Annotated in this window: 6 protein-coding genes; 5 read left to right on the forward strand and 1 reads right to left on the reverse strand. The window is 50.7% G+C overall.

Annotated features, from left to right (window positions below; translation table 11 throughout):
- Positions 1–128 (forward strand): DinB family protein (locus tag ACN0R1_RS20805; RefSeq protein WP_417586079.1); only part of this gene is annotated, 128 nt, incomplete at its 5' end.
- Positions 129–238: 110 nt separating this feature from the next.
- Here the strand turns inward: ACN0R1_RS20805 and ACN0R1_RS20810 are convergent.
- Positions 239–1,153: a LysR family transcriptional regulator gene (locus ACN0R1_RS20810; protein WP_417586076.1), complete on the reverse strand. Its 915-nt coding sequence runs from the start codon at positions 1,151–1,153 to the stop codon at positions 239–241.
- A gap of 105 nt (positions 1,154–1,258) precedes the next feature.
- Between ACN0R1_RS20810 and ACN0R1_RS20815 the strand changes: the two genes are divergently transcribed.
- The 4 genes from ACN0R1_RS20815 to ACN0R1_RS20830 form a co-directional block, all read left to right on the forward strand.
- Positions 1,259–4,714 carry a molybdopterin-dependent oxidoreductase gene (locus ACN0R1_RS20815; RefSeq protein WP_417586077.1) on the forward strand — a complete coding sequence of 1,152 codons (3,456 nt, stop codon included), beginning with the start codon at positions 1,259–1,261 and terminating at the stop codon, positions 4,712–4,714.
- A gap of 21 nt (positions 4,715–4,735) precedes the next feature.
- On the forward strand, positions 4,736–5,662 hold the full coding sequence (locus ACN0R1_RS20820; protein WP_249017520.1) for an ornithine cyclodeaminase family protein: 927 nt from the start codon (positions 4,736–4,738) through the stop codon (positions 5,660–5,662).
- Positions 5,663–5,684: 22 nt separating this feature from the next.
- The gene (locus ACN0R1_RS20825; RefSeq protein ID WP_249017521.1) at positions 5,685–7,025 is read left to right on the forward strand and encodes a short-chain fatty acid transporter; all 1,341 of its coding nucleotides are present in this window, start codon (positions 5,685–5,687) and stop codon (positions 7,023–7,025) included.
- A 323-nt stretch (positions 7,026–7,348) separates the two neighbouring features.
- Positions 7,349–7,565: MBL fold metallo-hydrolase (locus tag ACN0R1_RS20830; protein ID WP_417586078.1), on the forward strand; the 217-nt coding region annotated here is incomplete at its 3' end.

The following is a 7,565-nucleotide window of genomic DNA, read 5'->3' on the forward strand; positions in this document are numbered from 1 at the left end:
TGGTTCTTCATTTCTTTAATCATCAAACTCACCATCGTGGGCAAGTTTCTACTTTGCTATCTCAGGCGGGTGTGGATATCGGAGTGACTGACCTTATGGTTCAGATTCCAGAGGAGCCTAATGTATAACCAGTCTCGCCACGGCGGCTACTAAATTGCAGCTTTGCAGCCAGCCTTTTCCCGTTGTTACGTAAAGGCTCTGCATAGGCTTTTGAGCCAAAGACAAAATGATCTCGATATCACAGTACTTGCTCACTAATTGTGCGGCGAATGAAGTCGAGTACGGCTCCAACGTTACGCGGCAGTTCTTCTCCTTTTTTCCATACGCAACCTATGTCCATTGTTGGCAGACTTTCATCTAGGTCCCGCCGGATAATGCGTCGTCCTTCTAGGGAAAATGGGCGATATACCAGGTCAGACAAAATCGTGACTCCTTGGCCAAGCGCGACCAAACTTCGGACTGCCTCTAGCGAACTGCTCTTGAATGCGACCTTAGGCGCAAGGCCATAATCTCCCCAGTAATGTTTCACCGTTTCAACGTGTTCATCCATATCCAAAAGGATAAAGCTAGTCTCGGCAATCTTCTCTAGGGAAAGGCTTTCGGGGTATTGAAGCGGACTCTCACTGTCGACCCATAGTCGCCTGGGGGAGCGCAGCATCGTTTCGTGCTCTAGCTCTTCGTGAACGTCCATGTTGGAGACAAGAATGAAAGCTAGGTTAAAGCTATTGTCGAGCAGCCCCTTCTCGATGCTGGCCCTATCGCGCTCTTCCATGACGACATTCAGATTTGGGAACTGCTTAGTTAGCGATACCAATAACAGGGGAATTAGGTAAGCCGATATTGTCTCTGTGATACCGATGCGTACCTGCCCATGTAAATCATCTGGGGTGCGGCGGATTTCCTCGATGGCATCTTCGACGCTCGAAAGGGTGTCTTGCGCTCTGCGCGCGAACCTCTCCCCAGCCTCCGTCAGACGGACGCCCTTGGCATGGCGTTGGAACAGCTGAGCGCCAAGACTTTGTTCCAAATTCTTAAGTGCAATGGTCATCGACGATTGAGAGACGTGACAACGCAGGGCGGCACGGGTCACTTGCCCCGTTTCTGCTAGCGATACCAAATACTCTAATTGTCGAAGCGTAATTCCTGAGTTCATATCTATTTTTTCAATAATGGTTATTAAAAAATATATATTAGTAATTAAGACCGCGTGAGTCTAGGTTCTGTTTTAAAAGGCTAACGTTGTTTTTGGAGTTTCCCCATGCCAGTTGAAGATAAGCGAGGTTATTGCACTTTATGCCGGTCGCGGTGTGGAACCATTAACCGAGTAGAAGGCGAAAGTCTCATCAAGGTGGAGCCAGACTCCGACCATCCCACCGGCGCAGCAATGTGCATGAAGGGGCGGGCCGCACCCGAGTTGGTGCATAGCCCTAACCGGCTCTTCTATCCTATGCGTCGAACAACGCCAAAGACCGCGAATGATCCATGTTGGGAACGAATTTCTTGGCATGAAGCGATTACGACCATTGCAGCAAGACTATCCGAGATTAAAGCCGAGACAGGGGCTGAGTCAGTCGCTTTTGGTGTAACTACCCCTAGCGGTACTCCCATGTCGGATAGCATTGATTGGGTTGAGCGATTCATCCGAGCCTTTCAAAGCCCCAATATTTGTTATGGCACTGAAGTTTGCAACTGGCACAAAGATTATGCCCATGCCTTTACATTCGGATGTGGCATGCCTACAGCGGACTATGCCAACTCCGATCTGATCATGCTGTGGGGGCACAACCCTACAAGCACGTGGTTGAGCCAAGCCAATGCCATCGGAATAGGGAGGGACAACGGGGCGCGGATGATCGTAGTCGATCCGCGTAAAACACCTCTGGCGGCTAGTGCGGATGTATGGCTTCGTGTCCGCCCAGGCACTGATTTAGTGGTTGTACTGGGCCTAGTGCGACAGTTACTCCTGGGCAAGGGGTTTGACCAGCAATTCGTTCGTAGTTGGACAAATGCTCCTCTTCTGGTCCGTACAGATGATGGGACGTTGCTGCGGGCAGAGGACTGTGATTTTGCGGGAGCGCTAGCGGATGAAAATATTCCCGATACGTTCGTGGTATGGAACAGTGAAACTAACTCGCCTGCCTGTTATGCACCGGAAAGTGGCTCGTCACTTGCTCACGCCGCCCATGCTGCTTTGGCAGGGCGCTATAGTGTTCCGCTCTGCAATGGTGGCAACGTTGCCTGCGAGCCCGTATTTGCTTTGTTAGAGCGCACCTGCGCGCCTTATACCCCTGATGTAGTAGAGCGAGTCTCCGGTGTCGACGCTCATTCACTGGCACAGGCGACGGAGTTGCTCAGTTCCAGCAAGCGTGTTGCGTATCATTCTTGGACGGGTATTGGGCAGCATAGCAATGCGACACAGACCGAACGTGCCGTTGCCATCCTTTATGCACTGACCGGTAGTTTCGACGTCTTGGGAGGAAATCGTGCATACAGGCAATTGCCTGTGCGGCCCATCAATGGGTTGGATCTTATTGAGCCCGCACAACTAAATAAGGCATTGGGCGTTGACCAACGTCCATTAGGACCACCCGCTCAGGGGTGGATTACTGCTCGGGATCTCTATCGCTCTATCATCGAAGGCCAACCGTATCGTGTTCGAGCATTTATGGGGTTCGGCACTAATTTCATGGCCAGCCAGGGAGATGTCGAGCTGGGTATTACAGCCTTGCAGCAGCTCGAGTTCCATGTGCATTGCGACCTGTTCGAAACACCGTCTTCGCGTTTCGCTGATATTCTCCTGCCAGTTAATACTCCTTGGGAACGAGAAGCTCTGCGTGCTGGTTTCGAGATAAACGAACTAGCAGTAGAGCATGTCCAACTGCGCCAGCGAGTAGTCGCGCCTAGAGGCGATTCGAAATCTGATACCGATATCGTTTTCGCCCTAGCTGAGGCGCTAGGTATGGACGAGCTTTTTTTTAACGGAAGTGTCGAAGCTGGATGGAACTGGATGCTGCAGCCGCTGGATCTGACGGTAGCGCAGCTGCGCCAGAAGCCGGAGGGTATCCGCTATAAACTGCCACAAACACAAAAGCAGTACTCCAGCATAAGTAATGGCAAGATCCAGGGCTTTAAGACACACACTGGGCGGGTCGAACTGTATTCAGAAACGCTGTTGCGTCATGGGTATGATCCGTTACCAACCGCTGATGGCATGCTTGCAGCGAGGCAAGCCCACTCCCGATTCCCTTATAAGCTCACGTCGATCAAGAACGGTTTTTTCTGCCATAGCCAGCATCGTTCGATTGTGTCGCTGCGCAAAAGATCCCCGCTGCCAGTTGCCCAACTCAATCCTGACTTAGCGGCTAAGAAAGGCATTGAAAAGGGCGACTGGGTATTAATCGAAACGACAGAGGGACAGGCTCGTTTCTGCGCTAGTCTCAGTTCGGACCTGGATATTGGCGTTATTGTCGCTGAATTCGGTTGGTGGCAAAGCTGTAATGAGCTTGGGCGTGCTGGCTATGCTGTCGTTGGTGCCGGTAATAGTAACTACAATACCCTCATCAGCGCGCGTGGCTCGGACCCCATCAGCGGCTCTGTGCCAATGCGCTCGTTCAACTGTGATATTCGGAGGGATCCCACTCAAGATACCAGACGGCGAACTTGGGAGGGTTTTAGGCCATTTAAAGTCCGCACTTTGAGGCGAGAGACGGCCGATGTTTTAGCCGTCGAACTGGTTACTCCAGATGGGTCGCTACTACCCGATTATCTTCCTGGTCAGCATATTACGCTGTGCTTAAACAAGGGCAGCGATGACCAGCAATTAGTCCGTGCCTACTCTCTGACTGGCTCCGCTAAGAAGGAGGGGAGAACCAGTTACCGTATTGCTGTACGTCACCTGCGGGGTGCCGACGAACAGGGCAATGCCATTGAAGGCAGAATGTCAGGTTACCTCCATAATCATCTCAAAACTGGGCAAGAAGTGCACCTCGGCGCTCCCGGTGGCCGCTTTGTGTTGCCTGAATCATTGCCGCAGCCCGTTGTTATCTTCGCTGGTGGTATCGGCATCACGCCCTTTATTAGCTACCTGGAAACCCTAGTTGACTCTGACAACATGCCTGAAGTGTGGATCCACTATGCAAACCGTAATAGCCAGAGTCATGCCTTCAGAGCACGAATAAATAAGCTGCTACCTCGTTTATCTAGGTTGACGGTAATCAACTATTACAACGATCCGCTGACGACAGACCGCATGGGAGTGGATTACGACTCAAACGACTTGGTGTCAGCCTCAGTCGTATCGAACTCACTAATTGAGCGTCGAGCACGCATATATCTATGTGGCCCAGATCCCATGATGACAGCCATCAGTAATCAACTAATCGAAAGAGGAGTACCTAGATTCGATATTTTTAGCGAAGCGTTCCGATCACCAGTAACCATCAATCCCAACGATGATCAGCAATATCGCGTCTCCTTCGTGCGCTCAAACTCTCGCGGGCTTAACTGGAACTCAGCTGCAGGGCCATTGCTAAGTTTTGCTGAAAAACAGGGCATTAGCATGCCCAGCGGTTGCCGCGTTGGGCAGTGCGAGAGCTGTGCCGTTCGTATCATTTCCGGAAAGGTATACCACCTCAATGGGCAAGAGCCGGAAGACCCTAGTGTGTGTTTGACCTGTCAGGCTATTCCTGTAAGCGACCTGGAATTAGACATATAAACCAAAATAAGAGGGTTTAAGATGAAAATATATACTCGAGAAGAAACGAGGAATGCACTTCCTTTTTCCCATTTAATTCCAGCGCTGGAAGAAATGTTTAAGCGTGGCTGCACGGCGCCTCGCAGACATATTCACAACATCGGAACTCCGGATGATCCTGTGACGATGCTGATTATGCCAGCTTGGAGCGATGCCGGGTTCTTAGGAATAAAAACCGTCAATATTGCTCCTAACAACGCCAGTAGATCGCTTCCTGGGCTGTTCTCGACTTACATGCTTTATGACCGTAGTACGGGAGAGCCTGTAGCCCAGGTCGATGGCAACGAAATCACTTCACGACGTACCGCTGCCGCTTCGGCGCTAGCGGCAAAACTTCTAGCACGCCCTTCCACCAAGCGCTTGACGCTGCTGGGGGCAGGGCGAGTGGGTAGTCTTATTCCCTACGCTTATCGGGAGGTGCTACCAATAGAAGAAGTTGCCGTCTGGGATATCGATCACGCTGCATCAGAACGGTTAGTAGGACAACTCAATCAAGATGGCTTCATTGCACATGTGGTCGAGAATTTGGAACAAGCCGTTGGTTGGGCAGACGCTATCAGCTGCGCGACCTTGTCAACAAAGCCATTGATTGAAGGGGCCTGGCTGACTCCGGGCAGCCATCTCGACTTAATCGGTAGCTTCACTCCGGAAATGCGCGAGGCAGATACTAATGCCATCGTGAACAACAGTCTCTTCATCGATACTGAGGAAGCCCTGGAAAAGTCAGGGGATCTTCTCCAACCGATAGAGCTAGGTGACCTAAGCCGGGATGCCGTCATTGGCACTCTAGAGGAGCTTTGCCGTTGCCAATGCCCGACGCGCAGGTCGGAACAGGAATGTACGGTATTCAAAGCTGTTGGTACCGCACTAGAAGACTTAGCTGCAGCTACTCTGGTCCATCACGGTTAAATATCAGGGCAGGAGAATAATAATGTCTAATAATACCTTGAAAATAAGTAAAAAAAATAAGCTATTCGGTGGTATTACCAATGGGTTGACGCGAATCTTTGACCGCTATCTTCCTGATCCGCTAGTCATCGTGATCGTACTTACTATAGTGATCATGTTGGCTTGCGTGGTATTCAGAGGAGATGCGCCTAATAAGATGCTCGGCTACTGGATGGATGGGTTCTGGAGTCTGCATGGGTTCGCGATGCAGATGGTCTTGATTCTAGTCGCAGGTTTCGTGGTAGCTACTACTCCATTGTTCAAATATCTAACGCTGCGTATCGCCGACTCTGCGCAAACACCTGGTAGTGCTATAGTCATAGTGACTGTCATTTCCCTTCTGGCCAGTTGGCTGAACTGGGGTATAGGGCTTGTTGTCGGAGCAGTTCTAGCCAAAGAGTTGGCCAAGCGCGTACCATTTGTTGATTATCGGCTATTGATCGCCAGTGCTTACTCTGGTTTTCTGATCTGGCATGCAGGGCTATCTGGTTCGATACCACTCAGCTTGGCGACTTCTGGGCATTTCCTTGAAGACAGCGTTGGCTTGATTCCGACCAGTGAGACGCTCTTCAGTCCCTTGAATATTGGCCTAGTCTTGGCGATGTTCATCGCTCTTCCGCTCACCAACTATCTAATGATGAAAAGCAGTGAGCCTGTCCCCTTTAATGACTTTGCAGATGAGCCTCCTATCAAGGCTGATGTCTCACGGCCAGCAGAGCGCCTTGAACACTCAGTTTGGCCTGCGCTGATAATCTCTCTGTTAGGCATTACTGCACTGATTTTCTATGCGGTTAATGGTGGGGGGCTCAATCTTAATGTCATCATATTTGCGCTGATTTTCATTGGTATCGGGCTACACAAGAATCTCAGTAGCTTCCTGGAGCAGATTAATGAAGCTGTGAAAGGTGCTAGTGGCATCATCATCCAGTTCCCGTTTTATGCGGGGCTCATGGGTATCATGGCCCAGTCTGGTTTAGCAGGAGACCTTGCCCAAGTGTTTGTTGATATATCAACAGCGGACACACTGCCGGTTTGGAGTTTCCTTTCCGCTGGCTTAATTAACATGCTTGTGCCATCAGGTGGTGGTCAGTGGGCGGTTCAAGGGCCGATTGTCATGGAGGCTGCTCAGGCGCTGAATGCCGACACATCTAGAGTGGCGATGGCATTCGCCTGGGGAGATAGCTGGACAAACATGCTTCAACCGTTCTGGGCCTTGCCCGCCCTTGCGATCGCAGGACTAAAGGCCAGGGATATCATGGGTTACTGTGCCGTCGTACTGGTGGTGAGCGGTGTTATCATTAGCTTGGCGCTGTTGTTGTTTTGAGAACATAGTGTAAAGACAAGTACCTAAACTAAGTGCAGCACGCTAAATGGATAGTGATGGGCTTTCATGGCACGTTGTCATCAGTTTGCCCATCAATTCTATTGGGTAGTTTATGCAGAGTGCTTTTTCACATGTACGACCTATGGGTGGCTCGCAGCACAATTAATTTGGACGACCTGCAGCCATTGGATTTTGAGGCCGCTTAACGATTGCGACTGTTGTCGTTGGCATCCTGTCGTAAAAATTTGAGCAACCAAACTTATTGGAAATCTGTATGCCGCCAGACAAAGTTCAGGTTTCTAAAGAGAAAGCACGGACGCGATATGAACCTACTCTTCCTCGGCACCTCCGCTGGTGTGCCCACTAAACAAAGAAATGTCTCTGGGATCGCTTTGCGTGAAAGCAAAGGGAAGGGCTGGTACCTGGTTGATTGTGGTGAGGGCACCCAGCATCAGGTCTTGCGTACCAAGCTGTCGTTCCATTCGTTGAAGGCTATCTTGATTACTCATGTGCACGGCGACCACTGCTACGGGCTGCCGG

This window comes from Nitrincola sp., assembly GCF_048264025.1.
GTDB lineage: Bacteria > Pseudomonadota > Gammaproteobacteria > Pseudomonadales > Balneatricaceae > Nitrincola.